The sequence below is a fragment of the Nonomuraea helvata genome (assembly GCF_039535785.1).
GTDB lineage: Bacteria > Actinomycetota > Actinomycetes > Streptosporangiales > Streptosporangiaceae > Nonomuraea > Nonomuraea helvata.
Map to the genome: position 1 here is coordinate 2991918 of NZ_BAAAXV010000009.1, position 17059 is coordinate 3008976.

General features: G+C 70.7%; 19 protein-coding genes. 10 read left to right on the top strand and 9 right to left on the bottom strand.

Annotated elements, in window-relative coordinates; all coding sequences use genetic code 11:
- Positions 1 to 8 precede the first annotated feature (8 nt).
- The 4 genes from ABD830_RS47405 to ABD830_RS47420 form a co-directional block, all read right to left on the bottom strand.
- Positions 9 to 713 carry an FkbM family methyltransferase gene (locus ABD830_RS47405; protein ID WP_345002095.1) on the bottom strand — a complete coding sequence of 235 codons (705 nt, stop codon included), beginning with the start codon at positions 711 to 713 and terminating at the stop codon, positions 9 to 11.
- Positions 714 to 755: 42 nt separating this feature from the next.
- The gene (locus ABD830_RS47410) at positions 756 to 1451 is read right to left on the bottom strand and encodes a response regulator (protein ID WP_345002097.1); all 696 of its coding nucleotides are present in this window, start codon (positions 1449 to 1451) and stop codon (positions 756 to 758) included.
- The gene (locus ABD830_RS47415) at positions 1448 to 2584 is read right to left on the bottom strand and encodes a sensor histidine kinase (protein WP_345002099.1); all 1137 of its coding nucleotides are present in this window, start codon (positions 2582 to 2584) and stop codon (positions 1448 to 1450) included. The genes ABD830_RS47410 and ABD830_RS47415 overlap by 4 nt, the downstream gene beginning before the upstream one ends.
- A 66-nt stretch (positions 2585 to 2650) precedes the next feature.
- Positions 2651 to 3187, bottom strand: coding sequence for a tetratricopeptide repeat protein (locus ABD830_RS47420; RefSeq protein WP_345002100.1), 537 nt, complete (start codon positions 3185 to 3187; stop codon positions 2651 to 2653).
- 45 nt (positions 3188 to 3232) lie between these two features.
- On the opposite strand from ABD830_RS47420, the gene ABD830_RS47425 reads away from it, so the two are divergent.
- The 3 genes from ABD830_RS47425 (at position 3233) to ABD830_RS47435 (ending at position 5836) form a co-directional block, all read left to right on the top strand.
- Positions 3233 to 3559 (top strand): SDR family oxidoreductase, encoded by a 327-nt coding sequence (locus tag ABD830_RS47425; protein WP_345002261.1) that lies wholly within the window; start codon positions 3233 to 3235, stop codon positions 3557 to 3559.
- 157 nt (positions 3560 to 3716) lie between these two features.
- Positions 3717 to 4622, top strand: coding sequence for a hypothetical protein (locus ABD830_RS47430; protein ID WP_345002102.1), 906 nt, complete (start codon positions 3717 to 3719; stop codon positions 4620 to 4622).
- Positions 4619 to 5836, top strand: coding sequence for a S8 family serine peptidase (locus ABD830_RS47435; protein WP_345002104.1), 1218 nt, complete (start codon positions 4619 to 4621; stop codon positions 5834 to 5836). The genes ABD830_RS47430 and ABD830_RS47435 overlap by 4 nt, the downstream gene beginning before the upstream one ends.
- Positions 5837 to 5846: 10 nt before the next feature.
- Here ABD830_RS47435 and ABD830_RS47440 read toward each other — a convergent pair whose 3' ends face one another.
- Together ABD830_RS47440 and ABD830_RS47445 are read right to left on the bottom strand one after the other, a co-directional pair.
- Entirely contained in the window at positions 5847 to 6761 is a 915-nt protein-coding gene (locus tag ABD830_RS47440; protein ID WP_345002106.1) for a CU044_5270 family protein, read from the bottom strand.
- On the bottom strand, positions 6758 to 7351 hold the full coding sequence (locus tag ABD830_RS47445) for an RNA polymerase sigma factor (RefSeq protein WP_345002107.1): 594 nt from the start codon (positions 7349 to 7351) through the stop codon (positions 6758 to 6760). Before ABD830_RS47445 ends, ABD830_RS47440 begins: the two co-directional genes overlap by 4 nt.
- A 15-nt stretch (positions 7352 to 7366) precedes the next feature.
- Here ABD830_RS47445 and ABD830_RS47450 point away from each other — a divergent pair, with 15 nt between their 5' ends.
- The gene (locus tag ABD830_RS47450) at positions 7367 to 7525 is read left to right on the top strand and encodes a hypothetical protein (RefSeq protein ID WP_345002108.1); all 159 of its coding nucleotides are present in this window, start codon (positions 7367 to 7369) and stop codon (positions 7523 to 7525) included.
- A gap of 86 nt (positions 7526 to 7611) precedes the next feature.
- Entirely contained in the window at positions 7612 to 8787 is a 1176-nt protein-coding gene (locus tag ABD830_RS47455; protein WP_345002109.1) for an MFS transporter, read from the top strand.
- Positions 8788 to 8815: 28 nt separating this feature from the next.
- Here ABD830_RS47455 and ABD830_RS47460 read toward each other — a convergent pair whose 3' ends face one another.
- A complete protein-coding gene (locus ABD830_RS47460) occupies positions 8816 to 10390 on the bottom strand; it encodes a carbohydrate-binding protein (RefSeq protein WP_345002262.1) in 1575 nt (524 codons plus the stop codon).
- A 228-nt stretch (positions 10391 to 10618) separates the two neighbouring features.
- Here ABD830_RS47460 and ABD830_RS47465 point away from each other — a divergent pair, with 228 nt between their 5' ends.
- Complete coding sequence (locus ABD830_RS47465; protein WP_345002110.1) at positions 10619 to 11458, top strand: NAD(P)H-binding protein; 840 nt, start codon at positions 10619 to 10621, stop codon at positions 11456 to 11458.
- 192 nt (positions 11459 to 11650) lie between these two features.
- Positions 11651 to 12658, top strand: coding sequence for a nucleotidyltransferase domain-containing protein (locus tag ABD830_RS47470; protein WP_345002111.1), 1008 nt, complete (start codon positions 11651 to 11653; stop codon positions 12656 to 12658).
- Here ABD830_RS47470 and ABD830_RS47475 read toward each other — a convergent pair.
- Positions 12627 to 13097, bottom strand: coding sequence for a hypothetical protein (locus ABD830_RS47475; protein ID WP_345002112.1), 471 nt, complete (start codon positions 13095 to 13097; stop codon positions 12627 to 12629). The two genes, ABD830_RS47470 and ABD830_RS47475, sit on opposite strands and share 32 nt — an antisense overlap.
- A gap of 137 nt (positions 13098 to 13234) precedes the next feature.
- On the opposite strand from ABD830_RS47475, the gene ABD830_RS47480 reads away from it, so the two are divergent.
- The 3 genes from ABD830_RS47480 (at position 13235) to ABD830_RS47490 (ending at position 16439) form a co-directional block, all read left to right on the top strand.
- Complete coding sequence (locus tag ABD830_RS47480; RefSeq protein WP_345002113.1) at positions 13235 to 14002, top strand: neutral zinc metallopeptidase; 768 nt, start codon at positions 13235 to 13237, stop codon at positions 14000 to 14002.
- A gap of 57 nt (positions 14003 to 14059) precedes the next feature.
- Positions 14060 to 15019 carry a prolyl aminopeptidase gene (gene pip, locus ABD830_RS47485; protein ID WP_345002114.1) on the top strand — a complete coding sequence of 320 codons (960 nt, stop codon included), beginning with the start codon at positions 14060 to 14062 and terminating at the stop codon, positions 15017 to 15019.
- Positions 15020 to 15335: 316 nt separating this feature from the next.
- The gene (locus ABD830_RS47490; RefSeq protein WP_345002115.1) at positions 15336 to 16439 is read left to right on the top strand and encodes an FAD-dependent monooxygenase; all 1104 of its coding nucleotides are present in this window, start codon (positions 15336 to 15338) and stop codon (positions 16437 to 16439) included.
- On the opposite strand, the gene ABD830_RS47495 is transcribed toward ABD830_RS47490, so the two are convergent.
- A complete protein-coding gene (locus tag ABD830_RS47495) occupies positions 16434 to 17045 on the bottom strand; it encodes a LysE family transporter (RefSeq protein WP_345002116.1) in 612 nt (203 codons plus the stop codon). The two genes, ABD830_RS47490 and ABD830_RS47495, sit on opposite strands and share 6 nt — an antisense overlap.
- Positions 17046 to 17059: the final 14 nt, after the last annotated feature.

A 17059-nucleotide genomic window follows, 5' to 3' on the forward strand; every position in this document is an offset into this window, starting at 1 on the left:
GGGGCAGGCTATCGGCCCGTGAACAGGTAGTTGCGCCGCCGCGTGCTCACCTTCTCCGTCCGGCTCCAGCGCGCGTGGAGCCAGACGTGCATGTCATAGCCGCGCTCGATCAGCGAGCTCGCGACATCGGCGGCGGCGCGGCCGTACCTCTCGAGGCGGCGGTCCTCGATCTCCAGCAGCAGGGTGGGCCGGTGCTGCGCGAGCGTCCACTCGGCGCCCTTGAGCACCTCCGCCTCGAACCCCTCCACGGCCATCCTCACGAAGTCCACCCGGGAGATCTCGCGCAGCTCGCACACGCGATCGACGGTGTAGATGGGCACCTCCAGCGTCCTGGTGGCGGGGTGCTTCAGGCCCTCCTGAACGTGAGCCCGGCCGTGGATCGGCAGGCCGAAGCGGTACGGCAGCGTCAGCCGCCGCCAGCCGGTGGATGAGCCGATTGCTGCGTTGGTGACCTGTATGTTCCGCGCGCCGGCCGCGCGCCGCCCCGTCTCCAGGATCCGGTACGGCGCCGGCAGCGGCTCGAAGCTGTGCACCCGCCCGGCCGGACCGGCGAGCCTGGCCAGGGGATAGGTGTACATCCCGTACGCGGCCCCGATGTCGAAGCAGACCGCCCCGGGCCGTACGAACTCTGCCAGCCCGAGCAGCTCCGGCTCGCTGAGCGACACCGTCGCCGCCGCTCTGAGCAGCGCAGCCGCGGCTCCCAATCTCTTCATGCCGGCGACCGTAGACGGAGTGCGGGCGGCGGCGGATCCCCCTCAGGAGCGCAGCCGGGGGCTCCGCCGTACCCCTGCCGAGTGAGAGCCGGGCACGACGAGCCCGCTCTCGTAGGCGAGTACCACCGCCTGCGCCCGGTCGCGCAGGTGCAGCTTGGTGAAGATCCGCCCCACGTGCGACTTCACCGTCTCCTCCGCGATCGTCAGCTCTTCGGCGATCTCGGCGTTGGCCAGCCCGGCCGCCACGAGCCTGAGCACGTCCAGCTCGCGCGCGGTCAGCGCGTTGAGCCGCAGCGCCTCCCGTTCGTCGATGGGCTGCCGGGCCGTGAACTCCTCGATGAGCCTGCGGGTGACCGAGGGCGCGAGCAGCGCCTCGCCGCCGGCGACGACGCGGACGGCGGTGATGAGGTCGGCCGGGGGAGCGTCCTTGAGCAGGAAACCGCTGGCCCCACCGCGCAGAGCGGCGTAGACGTAGTCGTCGATGTCGAACGTGGTCAGGATCAGCACCTTCGTCTCACGCCCGGTCCCGGTGATGCGCCGGGTGGCCTCGAGACCGTCGAGGTTCGGCATGCGCACGTCCATGAGCACGACGTCGGGCCGCAGCTCGCGGGCCGCCGCCACGGCCTCCTGGCCGTCCGCGGCCTCGCCGACCACCTGGAGGTCGGGCTGTGCGGAGAGCAGCGCCGCGAACCCGGCCCTGATCATCGCCTGGTCGTCGGCGACCAGCACTGTGATCATTCCCCGTCTCCCTTCGGCAGGCTCGCGCGTACGGTGAAGCCGCCTCCTTCCGTTGCGGACGCCGTGAGCCGCCCGCCCAGCGCCGTCACCCGCTCGCGCATGCCGACCAGCCCCAGCCCTGACCCGGCCGGGGGTGTGGTCGTGCCGGTGGGCCGCTCGTTCTCGACCTCCACGGTCAGCTCGTCGCCGGCGCCGGCGATGGTGACGGTCGTCGCGGCGCCGGGGGCGTGCCGTACGACGTTGCTCAGCGCCTCCTGGACGATCCGGTACGCGGTGAGGGACACCACCGGCGACGGCACCGGGGGCGGATCGCCGATCACCAGCTTCACGGGCACGCCCGCCCGCCGTACCGACTCCACGAGTGCGTCGAGATCGCGCAGCCCCGGCTGCGGCGCGGTGGCGGGCGCCTCGTCCGAGCCGCGCAGCGCGCCGAGCAGGTGCCGCATGTCACGCAGCGACGCGCGGGCGGCCACGTTGATGGCCGCGAACTCCTTCGCGGCCGGCTCGCTCACGCCGCCTTCGATCCGGTACGGGGCGCTGGCCGCCTGCACGGCGATCACCGACATGTGGTGGGCCACCACGTCGTGCAACTCCCGCGCGATACGCGAACGCTCCTCCAGGACCTTCAACCGGCCGAGCTCCTCGGCGACCCGTAGGGTGTCCAGCAGCCGCGCACGCCTGGCGTGACCGAGCACCATGGCGACCAGGAGGGACAGCGCCCAGCTCAGCGTGCCCATGACCGCCCGGTACGGCTCCAGGTGCTGCAGTGCTGTCACGGAGCTCTCGGCCACGAGCGTCACGGCGAAGGCGATCCCTGTCACGCGCCGGGGCGACGACAACGCCAGCACGTACATCACCGGAAGCTGAGCCACGGTCTGGTTGAGCAACCACGGCTGGGGCACGAGCATGGACGGGCCGTCCAGCGCCAGTCCAAGCCCGGTGAGCGCGACCTGCGCCACGACCATGGCGCACCACGCGGCCACCGGCCGGTACCACGCCCACAGCACCGGCCCGGCGAGCAGGGCGGCGGCCGGTACGGCGAGCGCCCCGAACCCGGCGCTGATCGCCAGCTCCACCGAGTTGTAGACCAGGAGCGCGCCGGCTGTCGCGGCGAACGGCAAGCGGCGCAGCATCGGCCGCTCCGTGCCGGGCGATACGGGTAACCGGATCGCGTGCGCCTCCCCGAACACCCCCACGGATCACACCCTATGCGGCCTCCGTACGGGGTCTTCACTGTCGAGGAGCCGCAGGGCCGCTCGACTTCTGATGATCAGCTCGGGGTCGCCTTCGGTCATCCGCAGGGCCAGGGCCTCCTCCAGCACTTCGCGGGCCTCCTCCCTGCGACCCAGCTCGGCGAGGGTCTTGCCGAGATGCTGGAGCGGGAAGTACACCATCTCGGGTACTTCGTTCCTCGCCAGGGTGAGCATCTCGCGGCAGAGAGTTTCGGAGGTCGCCGCGTCGCCTGAATAGCGATACGCGTCGGCCAGATTGATCGACGCCGCGAGCCGCCTGCCGCTCGTGTCCGCCAGGTCGAGCGCACGGTTGAGGTGGTCGATCGCGGCGACGTAGTCGCCCAGAACCAGCAGCCCGACCCCGAGCGCGCGCAGCGTGGTGTAGTCGGTGGGTTCCTGGGCGCGGGCCGCGGCGACGATCGCGGTGAGCTGGTCGCGGTCGCTTGGGACCATCCGCTGCCGTTCGTCGTACGTGATGAGCTGGTTGATGGCTTGGAAGAGCACAGCCCAACAGTAGGCGCACCGCCTTGAACGTCCAAGATCGCGGCCCTGCGGGACAGCCAGGGCAAGATCGTGTTGATCGGCAGCGAGGCCGGCATCATGCACCGTCCGGGAAACACGTACTCGGTGACCAAGTGGGCGCTGACCGCGTTCGCCGAGAACACCCGTCTGCTGGTCGCGGCCGACGGTGTCGGTGTGACGATGGTCGCACCGGGGCCGGTTGACACGCCGTTCTACGCCGCCAGGGAAGGTGGTGCGCCGGGTGGCTCCATCCTGACCGCCGACACGGTCGCGGACGCGGTCGTCTGGGCTCTCACGCAGCCGGCCGGCGTGGATGTGAACACGATCGTCGTGCGCCCGAGCGGCAGGATGTGATCGGCGACGCGCACCGTCCTACAGGGGTCGGCGTTCGGGGTGTGGGCCCGGTTCGTGCGGCAGACCGATAGGGTCAGAACGCGCAAAACGATCAGAGGGGTGCAAACGGAACCGTGCTCCGACCCCTGATCAGCCGGCTCGCACGACAGGAGAGACGATGATGTATCCCCCGCCCAACTCCGGGCCGGGGTTCCATCCCCCACAGCCGCCCTCCGGGCCTTCCCATCCGTACGCATCCGGACAGCTGCCCACGCCACCCCCGCAGGCAGAGCCTTATCAGCACCAGCAGCAGTACCAGCACCCGCAGCCGCCGGCAGAGCCGGCGCGGCCCCCACGCAAGGGCTGGCGGATCGCCCTGGGCCTCGTCGTCGCGGGGTTCGGCCTGCTGGCCGTGCTCGGCGGTGGCGCGCTCATCGCGCACGCCTACTCCAACAGTCAGCAGGTCATCCACAACTCGGCGTACTCCAGGGAACTGTGGCGCAACGTGCCCGTCGAGAAGCTGTTCCCGCCGTACCTCGGCCGGGAGCATCCCGACAAGGGATACTCCTCCCCGAACAACGAGCGCGGCTGGACCAGAGCCGCGATCTCCACCGACACCTCCTGCAAGACGGCGCTCTCCGGCGAAGTGGCCAGGACCGCCGCCGAGCGGGGCTGCGTCGCGGCCATGCGCGCCACGTACGTGGACGACACCGGAGGGACGGCCGCCACCGTGGCCCTGATCGCCTTCGGCGACTCCAAGGCCGGCCTGGATCTGGAGGACGTCATCCGCGAGGCGCAGGAGAAGCCGGACCACGCGGTGCGCGCCCTGGCCGCGCCCGGCACCCAGTGGAAGGACTCCGCGCGCACCGGGAACGGCGGCCGGCTCGTCGGGGAGGCGCCCGTGTTCGTGGCGGTCACCTCGGGACCGGCGGACGGCCGCAGGCCCGGACAGCTGCCCGAACCGTGGGGCAAGCGGTCCTACCCGCAGCAGGAGGACCGTGAGGCGTGGGCGTACACCGCCCAAGGCCTCGCGGAGAGCCTCGCCACCCGGCTGCGCGCCGAGTCCAGGAAGGTGGGGGCATGATCCGCACACTGGCAGCGTTCGCGCTGGTCGCCGGTCTGGTCTCGGCCACCGCCGCGCCGGCCGTGGCCGAGGCGCCGCAGGGCTGGGAGCTGGGGGCCATGAAGGTCCCCGCCGCGCAGCGGCTCGGACAGGGCAAGGGGATCACCGTCGCGGTCCTGGACACCGGGGTCGTGAAGAACCATCCGGAGTTCCGGGGACGGGTGACGAGCGGTCCCGACTTCATCGGCGGGGGCGCGCGGCCCGGGCAGTCGTACTGGGGCGCGCACGGCACCGCCATGGCCTCCAGCGTTCTGCGGGTCGCGCCGCAGGCCCGGGTGCTCTCGGTACGGGTGCTCTGGGACCGGGAGGATCCGGCACGCAAACGCGCGGAGGCCGCCGCCAAGTCCGGCCGGGTCGCCGCCGACAAGGAGAGCCTCAAAGCGGCCACCGCCCTGGCCAAGGGCATCCGGTACGCCGTCGACAAGGGCGCCCAGGTGATCTCCATGTCCCTCGGCACCGACGAGTGGGGCTTCGGCAGCGGCTACGGTGAGGACACGGCCGCGGCCGTCGACTACGCCCTCGGCAAGGGGGTCATCCTGCTGGCGAGCGCGGGCAACGGCGGATCCACCGACCCCCTGGAGGTCGACGCGAACAACGTCGTCTCCTACCCGGCCGCGTACCCCGGGGTGATCGCGGTGGCGGCGATGGCGCCCACCGGGGTGCGGGCGGACTTCTCCCAGGTGCACACGTACAACACGATCGCCGCGCCCGGCGTGGACATCTACGCCGCCGACAACCGCGGCGGCTACCGGTCGGGGGACGGCACCTCCCCTGCCTGCGCGCTCGCGGCGGGCACCGCGGCGCTGATGCTGTCCCGCAAGCCCGACCTGACGCCCCGGCAGGTACGCGACATCCTGGTGCGGACGGCCAAGAAGCCGCCGGCCGGCTACACCGTGTTCCTCGGCTTCGGGCTGATCGACGCGGCGGCGGCGGTGCAGGCGGCGGGGGCCGCCGAGGACGCCAAGATCGCGGCGGCTCCGTACAAGGGGAAGGAGTACCTGGGGGGCGGGCCGGTCGCCTCGCCGACCACCCACCCGCCGATCGACATGACGTACGTGGCCGTGGGCGGCACGGCGGCCGGGGTGGGGCTCCTGTTCCTGGTGGGCGCGGCGCTGCTGATGCGCCGGCCCCGCGCGCGCCCCGCGCCCGGCCGCCCGCCGATCCCTCCTCGATGAGGTACCCCTGCTACGGCCGTGCGCCCGGCTTGTCGACGATCTCAGCCTCCAGCTGCGCCGTCCACACCAAGGGGACGCCGGCCTTGGGATGGGTGCGGGATGCCAAGGACTCGCCGTACGTTCCCAGGTACCGGTAGTCCTCCGGGTTCAGGATGATCTCGAAACGCTCCTCCGGGCCGGTGTAGGCGAACGCCACCCCGTGACGGCCGGCCGCGTCCACGGCGTCCTGCTTGATCGACATGCCTGGGATCATCGGCAGCGCCCGGAAGAGCGCGGCCCGTACGTCCTTCTCGAGCACCTGCCCGCTCATGAGCTGGGAGATCGTCTCGAAGATCCGCTGGTCTTCAGGACTGGTGTCGCCGGGGGGAGCCTCGCCAAGGCCCGCCTTGATCCGGGTGAGCATCTGCTCCGGAGTGACGGGGGCCTTGGCCAGATCGGCAGCGGTGGTGCCGGGGCCGGGCTCGATGACGAGCCGGCCCTTGCCGTCGTCCAAGGCCGTCTGCCTGCCGTCCACGCTGTTCCACAGCTCCAAGGTGGTTCGCCGGCCCGGGTCCACATCGGGCGCGGGCTCCTCGCGGAGCGGCGCGATCGTCTCTTTGACGTACAGCCACTTGCCCGGAGAAGGGACGGTCCTGTAATGGTCGGTCGCCGCGGCTCTCGCGGCCCGCTCACCGAGGTCCCGTACGCTCGCGACGGGGGTGATGGCCGGTTGACCGCCGTCGCCGATGAGAGCGGCACCCGTGCCCACGGCCCCTGCCAGCGCCGCGGCGAGCACCAGGCGCCAGGCCAGGCGAGGCGTGCGCCGCCGAGGAGAAGCGGGCGTCGGCTCCTGCATCGCGTGCAGCAGCCGGGCGCGCGCCGCGTTCTCCGCGTGGCGGGTGATCGTGGGCGTGGCACCGCGGAAGTTCTTGATCTCGTCCATCATGCGTCCTGTCCTGTCGGGGCGTCGTCGCCGAGGGTGGTCCTGGTCTTCTTGCGGGCGCGGTGCAGGCGCGAGCGCACGGTCCCGAGCGGGATGCCGAGCGCCCCGGCGACCTCCTCGTACGACAGGTCACCCCACGCGAACAGCAGCAGCACGTCGCGCTCACTCTGCTTCAGATCCGCCAGCGCCCCCGCCAGCTGACGGTCCTTCTCCTGCGCCGCCACCCGGTCGACGACCGCGTCCGCCATCGGTTCGGGCAGCGGGTCCACACCTGTACGGGACAGCGCCCGCAGGAACCGCTCCTCGCTGCGCCGATGCCTGGCGATCAGGGTGGTGGCGATCCCGTACAGCCACGGCCTGGCCAACTGCTGCGTCAGGTCGTAGGACGTGCGCCGCCGGAAGGCGATCAGGAACGTCTCCGCCGCTATGTCGTCGGCCGCCTGGGTGCCGAGCCGGCGGGCCACGTAACGATGGATCTGCTGGATGTAGCGATCGAAGATCCCGGCGAACCGTTCCGGGTCGTCGTACGAGCTACGGATGAGCTCCGCATCATCCTCCTTCTCCACCGTCTCGACGGGTTCTGTTCGTGTCATGCCTGCTGTCTCCCGATGGACCGGATCCGGTTCTGCCCCGGTCGCCAGATCCCGCGAGGCGGGACATTCCTCACCTCGGCCGCCGCCCGCGAGCTTCTCCGCCAAGAGGGCATCACCGTCATCGACTACCGGATGCTCCAGCAGGCGTGGATTGCCGCCAATCGCAGCCTGTAGGGGTCCGAAATATGCCGGTGCCGGTCACTCCATCATTGCTTGGCTGGTTTCCCATTGATCACGCGCTCTTGCCGGAAACGGGAACCATGTCAACCACCACGCTCGCTCCATCACGTCCACCACTGATCAGCTGGCTCGCGGTCACCTCGCTCATGCTGGGCATCTTCGCCATCGTCACCAGCGAGATCCTGCCCATCGGCCTGCTGACCGCCATCGGGGCCGATTTCGGCATCTCCGACGGCACCACGGGGCTGACCATGGCGCTGCCCGGCGTCGTCGCGGCGGTCGCCGCACCCGCCGTCACGCTGAGCACCGCGCGCCTGGACCGCCGCCTGATGCTCTGCGCCCTCATGGCGGTGCTCGCCGTGGCCGACGTGCTGGCGGCCACGGCGACCGCCTACTGGGTGATGCTGATCTCCAGAGTGCTCGTCGGCCTCACGATCGGCGGCTTCTGGTCGATCGGGGCGGGGCTGGCCGGTCGCCTGGTGCCGCCGCGGGTCGTCGGCACGGCCACCGCTGTGATCTTCTCCGCCGTGCCGCTCGGCTCCGTGCTCGGCGTGCCGGCCGGGACGCTCATCGGCCAGCTCGCCGGCTGGCGGACCGCCTTCCTGGTCCTGGCCGGGCTGGCCCTTCTGGTCCTGACGGCCCTGCTGATGCTGCTGCCGCGGCTGCCTGCCGACCAGGTCACCGGCCCGCGCGTCCTGCTCGATCTGGTGCGCAGCCGGGGCGGCGCGGTCGCCCTGCTGGCCACCTTCCTCATCGTCCTGGCCCACTTCGGTACGTACACCTACGTCACGCCCTTCCTCCAGGACGTCACCGGGCTGCATCCTGCGGTCATCAGCGCCGTCCTGCTGGCGTACGGAGTGGCCGGGATCGCCGGCAACTTCCTGGCCGGCAGGGCCACCGCCACCCACCTGCGAGGCGCTTTCGTGACCTGCGGCTGCCTGATCGCGGCCGCCACCCTGCTGCTGCCCTCGGTCGGCGGCACGGCCGTCGGCGCCGTGGCGCTGCTCGTGCTCTGGGGGCTGGCCTACGGAGGCGTGCCCGTCTGCTCGCAGGCGTCGTTCATCACCGCGGCCCCCCACGCGCCGGAAGCCGCCACGGTCGTCTTCACCTCCTCGTTCCAGGCGACGTTCGCGCTCGGCGCGTTCGTCGGCGGCCGCGTCGTCGACGCCTTCTCGGTCTCGACCGTGATGATCTGGGGTGGGGTCGCAGCTCTGCTCATGGCGGCATCTCTGATGTTGTTCCCCAAAACCCCCTGACTTGCAGGGGGTTTCGGGGAGAGGTCCGTTACGGCGTCACCGGGCTGCCGCCGAAGGTCACGACCAGGCGGCCGTCCGCGGCGAAGGACCAGTGCAGGGCGCCGGAGTAGGAGGAGCACCGGGACCCGTTCGAGCCGGACCAGAACTGGTTGGAGCCGTCGGCGTCACCGACGATCCGGTCGTTGGTCCCGCTGCCGCTCCGGCAGGAGGTGTTGTTGCGGAACACCGAGGTGCCGGCGTCGAACGAGAAGTTCCGCTCGGTGTTGTCGATGCTGACGTTGTTCGAGATCGACATCGTGCCGGGGTTGCGGTTGTAGGTGAACCCGTGCTTGCCGTTGTGGTAGGCGATGTTGCGCCGGATGGTGTGGTTGACCGCGATGTCCTCGCCACCGAGCTTGTAGCCGTTGCGGTCGCCGTTGCCGGCCTGGCTGCCGTCGCTGAGGGTGCCGTTGTTGTACGACAGGGAGTCCTCGATGGTCACCGGGCCGATGGCACCCGTGTCCGTCTTGGTGTAGAGGTCCCAGCCGTCGTCGATGTTGTTGCGGGACACGCAGTAGCGGAAGACGTTGCCGGAGCCGACGGTGAGCTTCGCGGCGAAGCCGTCGGCGTCCTCGCCGTCGGAGTCGGCGTTGTCGTGTGACAACGCGCTCAGGATGAGGTTGTTGGACGGCCACTGGTCGCGGGGCGTGTCGGAGGCGATCCGCGAGAGCTGCAGCCCCGTGTCTCGGTTGAAGCGCGTCTCCGTACGCTCGATGATGTTGTTGCTGCCACCGACGAAGATCCCGTTGTCACCGGCGCGCTCGACGACGATGCCGTAGACGTGCCAGTACGACCCGTTCACGGCGAGCCCGCGGGCGGCCGAGTCCTCGCTCTGGGCCGAGAAGTTCAGGATCGGGGTCTCACCCGGGTAGGCGGACAGCTTCTTGCGGGCGCTCGAGGTGCCGTTGTTGCCCGGCGCGATGGTGACCGTCTGCGAGTAGTTGTACGTCCCGCCGCGCATGTAGATCGTGCCGCCGGAGGTGACGCGGGTGATCGCCGAGGTGAGCGTCGTCGGGTCCGCCTGCGTTCCGGCCCCGCTGTCCTTGCCGTTCGGCGCCACGTACAGCGTGCCGCTCGACGGCGGAGGCGTCGTGCCGCCCGCTTCGACGTCGATGTAGTCGATGTTGGGCAGGCCGTTCGAGGTGGTCGGGTTGAACCGGATGGTGTTGCTGCCGGAGTTCAGCGAGACGGTGAGCGTCTTGGTGACCCAGGTGTTCCATGCGCCCGTGCCCTCGTACGAGACACTCTGCGCGGTCGAGCCGTTGACGATCAGATCGGACGACCGGGCACCCGTGGTCCCGTTGGCGAACCGCACGCTCACCGTCGCCGTCCCGGCCGTGCCGGCGTTCACCGTGAACTGGGCGTAGGCGCCGGTGGCGTTGGTGCCGTTGCAGAACCCGCTGCCTGAGTACCCGGACCAGTTGCTGTCGATGGTGCCGCTGCAGACAGCGGGCGAGCTCTCCGCCTCATACCGCGTCGGCGCCGCCTGCGCGGCGGTCTGTGACAGTGTGACGAATGCCCCGGCTAACAGGCCGGCGCACGCGAGGACGGCTTTCAGGCGCATCATCCTTCTCCAATGGTGTCGGTACGGCGGCGCGGGCGCATGGTCGAGCCGCGTCGGGACGCCGCGTACGAGATCGCCTTCTGTGTCCTTGCCCGGGCAAAGCATGGAACATCGATGAAACCCCCGCCACAGTAGGAAAGCGCTTTCCCCGCGTCAACTGCCGGTGAAACTTTCATCCACCGCCTGCAACCGGAATACCGCCGGCCGTAGCGCGGGCTGATGACGAGCATGAGCAGGATTCTTGTGACCGGTGGGACCGGCAATGTCGGCAGGGAGGTGCTGGCCCGGCTTGTGCACGTCGGCGGCTCCGTACGAGCGCTGGTGAGGGAGCCCCACCGCTTCGCGGCCGGGGTGGAGGCGGCGGAGGGTGACCTGTCCAGGCCGGACACGCTCGAGCCGGCCCTGGCGGACGTCGAGACCGTCTTCCTGGTCTGGCCCTTTCTCACGGCCGAAGGCGCCTCGGCCGTTCTGGACGTGATCCGGCGCCAGGCCCGCCGGGTCGTCTACCTCTCGTCCTCGGGAGTGAACGACGGAGCCGAGCGGCAGAGCGACCCGATCAACCAGCTCCATGCCGACATGGAAGGCCTGATCGAGAGGTCCGGCCTGCGATGGACGTTCCTGCGGGCGAACACCATCGCCTCCAACACCCGCGGGTGGGCCGCGCAGATCCGGGAGACCGGGGTCGTGCGGGGGCCCGGCATCGCGGCCACCGCCGTGGTCGATCCGCGGGACGTCGCGGCCGTGGCGGCGCGCGTGCTGGTCGACGACGGGCACGCGGGCGCGACGTACGTGCTGACCGGGCCGGAGGTGGTGAGCAGAGCCGAGCAGGTACGCGCGATCGGCGAGGCCGTGGGGCGCCCGCTGCGTTTCGAGGAGGTGCCCGTGGAGACGGCACGCGCGCAGATGCTCGCGGACGGGAGGCCGCCGGCACTGGTGGAGGCCCTGCTGGCGAGCGCGGCGACGCGGCCCCACTCCGGACTGGTCACCTCTGCGGTGGAGGAGATCACCGGGACGCCGGCACGCACCTTCCGCCAGTGGGCGGCCGACCACGCCGCCGACTTCCGATGAAGCAGCGGCCCGGGTATGGCGCGGTCGGCAGGGATTGACGGCCTCACGGTGACAGCCGACCCGTGCCGAGAACGGCGCGGACCACGGCGGCTGCGCGGCCTCGTCAACCGCGCCTTCACCTCGGGCCGCGCCGATCATCACCGAGGGACCGGTCGCGTTGCCCGTGATACCGGAGCCTGCCAAGATCGATGGATGACGATATCCGGCCGCTGGCGGGAGCTGCTCCAGGAACGTCTGGAGGAGGCCACGCGCAGGCTGGCCGGCGTTCCGGGTGTGCACGGGTTGATCGTCGGAGGCAGCGTCGGACGGGGTGGTCCCTGGCCGATGTCGGACATCGATCTCCTTCCCGTGTACGACGGCGACCCCGAGACGACCGCTGGGCACGTCGGACGCGAGCAGGCAGAGCTCGTGGACTGGTGGGCCGCCAGCGGCCGAGCGCAGACCCTCGACGTCGGCTGGCTGGCGTTCACCGCGGAGGAGGCGCGGGAGGCCGTGTCCATGGGCGCGTCCATGGGCGCGGACTGGGCCGTGGAGCGGCTGACGCGGGATCCGCGCTGGTTCCACGGCATGGACAAAGCCTTCCAGGGCCGCTCGGCCGACCCGGATGACCAACTCACGAGCCGCTTCGTGGGCTGGCTGACCGAGATGCGGTTCCACCCGGCCGTGGTCGAGGCCAGGATCGGATGGTGGCGGCAGAGCGCGGCCGACGCCCGCGACCGGGCGCACCGGGAGCGGGCGGAGCTGCGCCTGGAAGCGGCGACGTACCACCTCAGGGACGCGGCCCGCGCCGTGCGGCACGTCGTGCTCGAGCAGTGGGGCGAGCGCATGGGGTCGATGGGCAGGGAGTGGACCCGGTTCGAGCGCATGGCCGCGGCCCGTGGCGAGTCCGAGCTGGCCGAACGGATCGCGCTCCTGGCCGGCGCGTCCGTGACAGGCATCGAGGAGCGCGAACGGCTGGCGCCGAGCTGGCTGCGCGAGCGGATCGACCTGTGCTGGGCGGCCCGCCAGGCCCTGGACGAACCGGTCACCCCCCAGGAGAACGCCCGCGATCAGATCGCCGCGTTCGGCGTCCACGTGGCCCGCCACCGGCCCGACCTGGCGGGCGCCTGGACCGGCAGCCCCGATCCACGCCTGGACGAGCACCTCCGGCTGCTCGACGACACGCCGGCTACGGGGTCTGGACCGCCCTCGCGTACGTGAGCTCGAAGTCGAGGTCCCAGGTCTGGCCGTCCTTCGACATCTCCCATCGGGCGTTCACGGTGTCGCCGTCGGCGCTGAACGTGCCGTGGAAGCGCTGGTTGAAGCCCGGCGCGTGCCGCCAGATCCGCCACTCGCCGTCCGCCAGCGTCATCCGGTAGACCCGGTGCACGCCGCGCGCGTCGGCGTACAGCATGGTGAACTCCTCCGTGGTGTCGTCGAGCCCGATCAGGGCGACGGTCGGGAACGGCGCGTTGTCCCGCCACGCCTGCGGGGCGGTGGCCGGCAGCGGCTCGGCGTCGGTGAACTGGCGGAGGAACTGGCCGTCGTCCTGCCAGGCGAACTCGGTCCAGGCACGCCCGACTCCGTTCACCTTCGGCTGCACCGTCCACCGGCCGACCAGGACGTCGAGCCGGGCGAGCGCGAGATGTCTGTTGAGCATGTCGAAGCCCCTTCCGGCGTTCTCACGATGAGACTATCGGCAGTCGCCCGCACGCTAAGTGCCGGTTGAATTACTTTTCATCTGGAGCTGGTCCTCGTCAGCGCGAGGTCATATTCTCACGCCTCGTGAAACTTCTCATGACCGCGGTGCTGACGGCCGCCCTCATGGTGCCTTTAGCCGGAACGGCCACCGCCGAGGCTGCCGCATATCCCGTCAAGCACCCCAAGCTCATCGCCAACCCGCTTTATGACGCGGGCCCGCTGCCCACGACGACCTGTACGGAGCCGAAGGTCAAGCCGGGGGACCGCAAGCTGGCCCGCGCCTACGTCGACGCGGTCGTCGCCTGCATGGAAACCACCTGGGAACAGCACCTCACCGGCGCCGGCCTGGCATACTCCAAGATCAAGCTGCGGCACGTCGCCAAAATGCCCAAGACCTGCGGCATCAAGCCGACCAAAGACGACTCGCAGGCGTGGTATTGCGTGAAAACCCGCACGCTGTTCTTCCAGATCGGCAAGAACTGGGTCGCCGATCCCGAGGACCTCTGGCTGTTCGAGACGGTCGCCTATATGTACGGCTATCACGTTCAGAATGTGACCGGCATCCGGGTCGCCTATGACGCCGTGCGGTACCGCAACAAGGCCGAGTATTTCGAGCAGGATCGCCGCTACCGGCTCCAGAAGGATTGCCTCGCCGGCGCCTTCCTGAAGAGCGTCTGGCCGATGGAGGGACGGACCACGAAGGACTGGAATTACTACCTGAGTCTGCTCTCAGGTGACGCCCGCGGTGAAGACCGGGACGAAGGCAAGGCGGCCACCAGGCGCGCCTGGTCCAAGCGCGGCTTCGCCACCGGCGATCCCGGATCGTGCAACACCTGGACGGCCCCGTCGTCCAAGGTGGCGTAGCCCGGCGTTCGCGGTGGTCCGCCGGGCCACCGCGGCCGTCTCGATAAGGTCGTTCCCGTGTATCCCCCCATCGAGCCGTACGACCACGGCATGCTCGACACCGGCGACGGCAACCTCGTCTACTGGGAGGTCTGCGGCAACCCGGAAGGGAAGCCCGCGCTCGTCGTCCACGGCGGCCCGGGGGCGGGATGCTCGACGTCCGTCCGCAAGACGTTCGATCCGGAGCGCTACCGGATCGTCCTGTTCGACCAGCGAAACTGCGGCCGCAGCCGGCCGCACGCCAGTGACCCCGCCACCGACCTGAGCACCAACACCACCCACCACCTGATCGCCGACATGGAGCGGCTGCGCGAGCACCTGGGCATCGACAAGTGGCTGCTGTACGGCGGCTCGTGGGGCTCGACGCTGATGCTGGCCTACGCCGAGGCTCATCCGGAGCGGGTGTCGGAGATGGTCATCGTGGCGGTCACGAACATGCGGCGCTCCGAGATCGACTGGCTCTACCGCGGCGTCGGCCGGTTCTTCCCGGAGGAGTGGGAGCGGTTCAGGCAGGGCGTGCCCGAGGCCGACCGCGACGGCGACACGTTCGCGCTGCTGGCGGCGTACTCGCGGCTCATGGCCGACCCCGAGCCTGAGGTGCGCGCGAAGGCGGCCCACGACTGGGCGGCCTGGGAGGACGTGGTGATCTCCGGGGAGCCCAACGGCACGAAGAACGTCTACAGCGACCGCCCGGCCGAGGACCTGCACGCGCTGGTCCGCATCTGCGCCCACTACTTCTCCAACGCCGCCTGGCTGGAGGAGGGCGTGCTGCTGCGGGAGGCGGGGCGGCTGGCCGGGATCCCCGGCGTGCTGATCCACGGCCGCCTCGACCTGAGCTGCCCGCTCGACACTGCGTGGGAGCTGGCCAAGGCGTGGCCGGACGCCAAGCTGGTCGTCGTGGAGGACTCCGGGCACACCGGGAGCGAGACGCTCAAGAAGGAGCTCCTCGCGGCCACCGACGGCTTCGCCGGCAAGTGATAGGGCGGGACCCGCGGCTCGCGATCGTCTGGGGGCGTTAGGACGGCGCCAGTGGTGACCATCGCCTCGCCGTCGGTCGATTCCGTACGGTTGAGCCGCGGGCCCGTGGGGACAGCGCGCATTTCTGCCTGCTGACCTGCAGTAACCGTAGCCGCGGTGGATGTCCGCACACCACCGATTTATCCCCCGTGTCAGCCGATCTTCATCTGCCGGCCGGGAGGAAGCGCCACCCCTCCTTTCGAAAACAGTATGGAAAACATCGGCAACGGTCAGTAATGTGTGCGTTGGGTGATGCTCCAGTGACAGGAGGTGCGCGATGGCGATCCGCCGCTCGGCCGCCAAACGGCACGGCTTGCCCTCGGTCGTGCAACTGCGGCTCACCCCCACCCCCACCCAGGCCGGCGCCCTGGCCACCGCCATCCAGGTGTGCAACCAGGCAGCCACCTACATCTCCCGCCTGGCCTGGCAGCAGCGCACCTTCCCCGTCCTGGACCTGCACCGGCTCGCCTACCACCAAGCGCGCGCCCACTTCGGCGGGCTGGGCGCTCAAGCGACCGTGCGGGCCATCGCCCGGGTGGCGGGCGCCTACGCCAACCGTCGTGCCACCAAGAAGCGGGCGCACATCTTCCGCCCGCACGGGGCCATCCCTTACGACGCACGGCTGATGACCTGGAACAGGGATGCCCGCATCGTGTCGCTGTGGACCCCTGCAGGTCGCGTGCACATCTCCTACACCGGCCGTGAGGAAGACCTCAAAGCGCTCGATACGCTCCCGGTCGGGGAGGCCGACCTGATCTGCCGCAAAGGCGTGTGGCTGCTGCAGGTGGCCGTCACCCTGTCCAAGCCAGCGGTGCGCGAGCCGGTTTGCGGCTTCCTAGGAGTCGATCAAGGAGTGGCGAACCTGGCGGTCACCTCTGATGGGGCGGTGCTGCCTGGCCGCGCTCTGCCTGGGCCTATCCACGATAACGGCCACGTCCGCGCCCTGCGGGAGCGGCGGTACCGGCAGCGCCGCCGGTTGCAGAAGAAGGGCACGAGCGCGGCGCGGCGGGTGAGCGAGCTGCTCGAAGGCGCGCTGGCCGACCCCGACTTCTACTTCGACGCCCTGAGCCAGGCGCGGCTGCCGTCGTGGTCGAAGGGCCGGGTGGCGCTCGTGGGGGACGCCGCCTACTGCGCCTCCCCGGCCTCGGGGGCCGGGGCCGAGCTGGCCGTGGTGGGGGCGTACCGGCTCGCGGAGGAGCTCGCGGGCGCCTCCGACCACCGGGTCGCCTTCCGCAGGTACGAGGAGAGCCACAGGGAGCTGGTCAACCGCAAGCAGCGGATCGGGCCGAACGTTCGCATGATGGTGCCGAAGAACCACCTGGGCATGTGGGCGCGGAACGCGTTCGCCACGTCGATGGGGCTCCTCAGCCGGGGCTCATAGGAGGCGGGCGACGAGGAGTGCCGCGAAGACCAGCAGCGCCGCCCCGCACGCCGCCTCCAGGAGCCGTACGGCGAGCGGCGGCAGGGCTCTGCGTAGCAGCGCGATGAGTCCCGCGCAGACGAAGCACCAGGCCAGCGAGGAGGTCATGAAACCGGTGAAGAAGGCGGCCAGGCTCGCCAGGCCCGCGTCCTCGCCCAGTACGGAGCTGACGGCGCCGGCCGCGCCCGACCAGTAGACGACGTTCCACGGGTTGCCGAGCGACATGGCGGCCCCGAGGGTGACCCCGCCCCGCCGCGAAACGCGGCTCGGAGCATCGGGACGCGGGAAGGCCGCGTCGCGCAGCCCCGTCACCCCGAGCCAGGCGAGGAGCAGGCAGCCGGCGACCGTCAGCGGCACGCGCAGGGCCGGAACGGTGAACAGCGCCCCGACCCCGGCCAGCCCGAGCAGCGCCCACACGGCGTCGCCCGCCAGCGACCCGACCTGCACCGCGAACGCGGGACCGAATCCGCCCCGCACGCCCCGCCGCAACGACTCGCTGAACACCGCACCCGGCGCCGCGTTGAACAGCAGCCCGATCCACAGGGCCAGCAGGAAGACTTCGGACACGGCGCTCACTGCAA

Bases quoted from the DNA above. Each gene is read 5' to 3' on its own strand.
- ABD830_RS47405 (WP_345002095.1), bottom strand. From the start codon at position 713: ATGAAGAGATTGGGAGCCGCGGCTGCGCTGCTCAGAGCGGCGGCGACG.
- ABD830_RS47410 (WP_345002097.1), bottom strand. From the start codon at position 1,451: ATGATCACAGTGCTGGTCGCCGACGACCAGGCGATGATCAGGGCCGGG.
- ABD830_RS47415 (WP_345002099.1), bottom strand. From the start codon at position 2,584: ATGCTGCGCCGCTTGCCGTTCGCCGCGACAGCCGGCGCGCTCCTGGTC.
- ABD830_RS47430 (WP_345002102.1), top strand. From the start codon at position 3,717: ATGATGTATCCCCCGCCCAACTCCGGGCCGGGGTTCCATCCCCCACAG.
- ABD830_RS47435 (WP_345002104.1), top strand. From the start codon at position 4,619: ATGATCCGCACACTGGCAGCGTTCGCGCTGGTCGCCGGTCTGGTCTCG.
- ABD830_RS47440 (WP_345002106.1), bottom strand. From the start codon at position 6,761: ATGATGGACGAGATCAAGAACTTCCGCGGTGCCACGCCCACGATCACC.
- ABD830_RS47445 (WP_345002107.1), bottom strand. From the start codon at position 7,351: ATGACACGAACAGAACCCGTCGAGACGGTGGAGAAGGAGGATGATGCG.
- ABD830_RS47450 (WP_345002108.1), top strand. From the start codon at position 7,367: ATGGACCGGATCCGGTTCTGCCCCGGTCGCCAGATCCCGCGAGGCGGG.
- ABD830_RS47455 (WP_345002109.1), top strand. From the start codon at position 7,612: ATGTCAACCACCACGCTCGCTCCATCACGTCCACCACTGATCAGCTGG.
- ABD830_RS47460 (WP_345002262.1), bottom strand. From the start codon at position 10,390: ATGCGCCTGAAAGCCGTCCTCGCGTGCGCCGGCCTGTTAGCCGGGGCA.
- ABD830_RS47465 (WP_345002110.1), top strand. From the start codon at position 10,619: ATGAGCAGGATTCTTGTGACCGGTGGGACCGGCAATGTCGGCAGGGAG.
- ABD830_RS47470 (WP_345002111.1), top strand. From the start codon at position 11,651: ATGACGATATCCGGCCGCTGGCGGGAGCTGCTCCAGGAACGTCTGGAG.
- ABD830_RS47475 (WP_345002112.1), bottom strand. From the start codon at position 13,097: ATGCTCAACAGACATCTCGCGCTCGCCCGGCTCGACGTCCTGGTCGGC.
- ABD830_RS47480 (WP_345002113.1), top strand. From the start codon at position 13,235: ATGACCGCGGTGCTGACGGCCGCCCTCATGGTGCCTTTAGCCGGAACG.
- ABD830_RS47490 (WP_345002115.1), top strand. From the start codon at position 15,336: ATGGCGATCCGCCGCTCGGCCGCCAAACGGCACGGCTTGCCCTCGGTC.